The sequence below is a fragment of the Gluconobacter oxydans genome (assembly GCF_006539685.1).
In the GTDB taxonomy this organism is placed as follows: Bacteria; Pseudomonadota; Alphaproteobacteria; order Acetobacterales; family Acetobacteraceae; genus Gluconobacter; species Gluconobacter oxydans.
Genome location: NZ_BJNM01000081.1, coordinates 1 through 2,624, shown reverse-complemented (window position 1 = coordinate 2,624; position 2,624 = coordinate 1). Strand labels below are relative to the sequence as shown.

General features: G+C 49.3%; 2 protein-coding genes. Both read right to left on the bottom strand.

Annotated features, from left to right (window positions below; all coding sequences use genetic code 11):
- Positions 1 to 423 precede the first annotated feature (423 nt).
- On the bottom strand, positions 424 to 1,104 hold the full coding sequence (locus GOX01_RS12600) for a ParA family protein (RefSeq protein WP_011251564.1): 681 nt from the start codon (positions 1,102 to 1,104) through the stop codon (positions 424 to 426).
- 140 nt (positions 1,105 to 1,244) lie between these two features.
- Positions 1,245 to 2,162, bottom strand: a complete 918-nt coding sequence (locus tag GOX01_RS12595; RefSeq protein ID WP_011251563.1) for a replication protein RepA — start codon at positions 2,160 to 2,162, stop codon at positions 1,245 to 1,247.
- Positions 2,163 to 2,624: the final 462 nt, after the last annotated feature.

Here is a 2,624-nt window from a genome sequence, read left to right as displayed (position 1 = left end):
TCAGGAAACCTCCCTGTTTGAACAAGAAGCCCACCTTGCGGGCATTCTCATTCGGTCATGGACGATTGTCACGCTCCAGTGCCGCTACAGCTAGCTCAAACGTCTCCGCAACTTTTAACCCCAATTTGTCTGCGAGTTCATAAAATCGTTCTGCGTGTTCATTTGTAGTCTTCACACTGACCACGCGATGTCGTCCAGTTCGATACGCTCTCGGTTTCCTCGTGCCTTGACTTGATTCAGCCTTACCTACGATGTTTTCGGGTTCTGATACACTTTCTCTACTGACAAACCGAGATCCTTCCGAGATCCGATCAATCTCCTCCGGCGCGGGCCTCGCGTCCTTGTTTTTTGGGGCGGGCTTGAATTTGGAAAGATCCATTGCGCCACCCTTTTGAGGATCCGAAAAGATGCTTGTGCGTGACTTCATCTATCTACGTCCTGTTCACTGGATAGTAATTCTATCACTTCTCTTGCAAGAGCTTCGACATTTGCTGCGGCACTTGGAAGATTGCGCGCATTTTTGGGATCGAGCGTACGAATAGTACCTCCGAAAGAAAAAATCGCTCGGTATGCATCACGCTCATGAACCTGGACCGAGAACACCGGTACGCCGTTCTCCCGGAATTCCGCTTCAATAGCAGATAAAGTCCGGGGGCGTATTGCTGCGCTTGTGCAGGTAAATAAGATGGCACAGGGAATATTAATCCTAAATGCCTCTTCCTGCTGCCTGACCTCTCTAACAGCAGAAACAGCTTCAACAGCGTCGAGGGCTGAACCTCTCGTAGGGATAATTACGAGATCCGCACGGCTCATTGCATAAGGTACCATTCTTGACGCGGTACCTTCGAGGTCGACTATTACAAAAGAGCTTTCTTCTGCTTCGCCGTCAATCGTCTTGATAATAGTCTTTTCGGTAACGTCTTCAATTACCTTCAACGTATCCGGTTTTCCGGGCAGTGATGCCCAACGGGCAACCGGCTTATTTGGATCAGCGTCAATTAGAGTTACGGAGGCACCGTTATGTGCGAACTCCGACGCCAAAAGAATAGCTGTTGTAGATTTCCCTGCTCCACCTTTCGGAGAAGCGAAGACGATAGTTGGCATTGAGGTTCTCCAGAATAGTATACTGTATGGAAACGGAAGACCTTCGGTATACCCTGCATTTCACTTACAGACGAACAGTACGCCTCCTTTTAGCTGCCTTGCGAAGGTAGGTCAACGGTATACCGACGGTAATCCCGCTTCTACGAGAGCGTTTTCGGCTTAACTGGCGGTGGAGAGGGAAACAGGGTTGCGCCTGTGCGGTCGACGTCAACTTTCGCCGCAGGATAAACCGCTAATGCCAGTCCCAAATTATCTAAAAAGCCTGTGCGGAAATGGTCCATACGGGCAACGCCTGGGCCAAATTGTAATTTTAAAGCCGCCCAGGTGATGGGTGTAGGCTTTTTTAAGACGTGTAAGCGATACGCTAGCCAGCAATAAATATCTAAAGCTTGAGAATGACCATTTAGATGCCTAATAGCGGCCTCTTCTATTGGAACCGGGTGGCGTTTTAATTGCTGAAAGAAATTTTCGGACAATTTCACTGCGTCAAGGAATGACGTTGGTTTTCCTGTCGCGTCGTCATACTCAGTGATCATCCCTGAGTCGATGATATTTTGATTTAGAAATCCTGTGCTATCGGCAGTTTTTATATGAAAGCTCAGGCGACAACGCGCAATCCGCTCGGCTTGATCACGAACGTCTGCGACAGCCTTTCCTCCGATGGGAATACCCATGCGGTTCAACCATGATCGAAGGCTCTTCCCTATCTCGATTTCTCTGCTGTTTGTCTTCAGTGCTTCGGTCTGGAGATAAAGCATAATCAAGCGAGCTTTACTTCCATAGGGAACTCCTACGTACTCTGGCTCTGCATCTTTGCCGGGTCTTCGCCCCGGCTCAACGAGCAGCGTTACGTGATCGCTTTTTACTTGCCATGCTGCGCTCGATTTAAGTCTTCTATGCGGCAATGCAGCTTGGGCCCAGCCAGAATACAAAAAGCCAATGCCAAGCTCTTCGCTCGACATATACCCACTCGCGATGTCGATCACGCGTCGATCTATATCGAGCTGAAGCGCGCCTTGGCGCCCTATCTGCTCTATAATTCGATGAACTTTAGCCATGCCATACTCTCCGACATGGCGAGTATGGCTAAAGCTAGCTAATCTGTCTCCGTGAACTTTACCGGGAAACGGAAATGCCTTGGCACGGATGTGCACTTTAGCGGGAAGAAGCTTAGTAGAAGATATTAGTTATATATTAGTTTGTCCCGTTAAAGTGCACGGGACAACGCGGAAGAGTCCCGTTTTAAGGCTATCACTCTCCGGAAAAGTGCACGCTTCCAACGCTAAAGTGCACATCTTCCCCGCCAAAGTGCACGGGATAGCCATGATATCTTACCAATTCCGATCGGCTCTTATGCCCTCGCGGGTGGCCCCGCTAAAGTTCACACTAGCGCGGCGCAAAAGAGGATCGAGAAGATCAAGGATTTCATCGCAAATCCCGGTAAAGTGCACACTCGGATTAATTCTAAGCCAAATCAAAACCGACTTCGCCCTGGATGCTTGGTCATGGCATCCTCGACG

Coding starts and splice junctions, on each gene's coding strand:
- GOX01_RS12600 (WP_011251564.1), bottom strand. CDS start 1,104: ATGCCAACTATCGTCTTCGCTTCTCCGAAAGGTGGAGCAGGGAAATCT.
- GOX01_RS12595 (WP_011251563.1), bottom strand. CDS start 2,162: ATGGCTAAAGTTCATCGAATTATAGAGCAGATAGGGCGCCAAGGCGCG.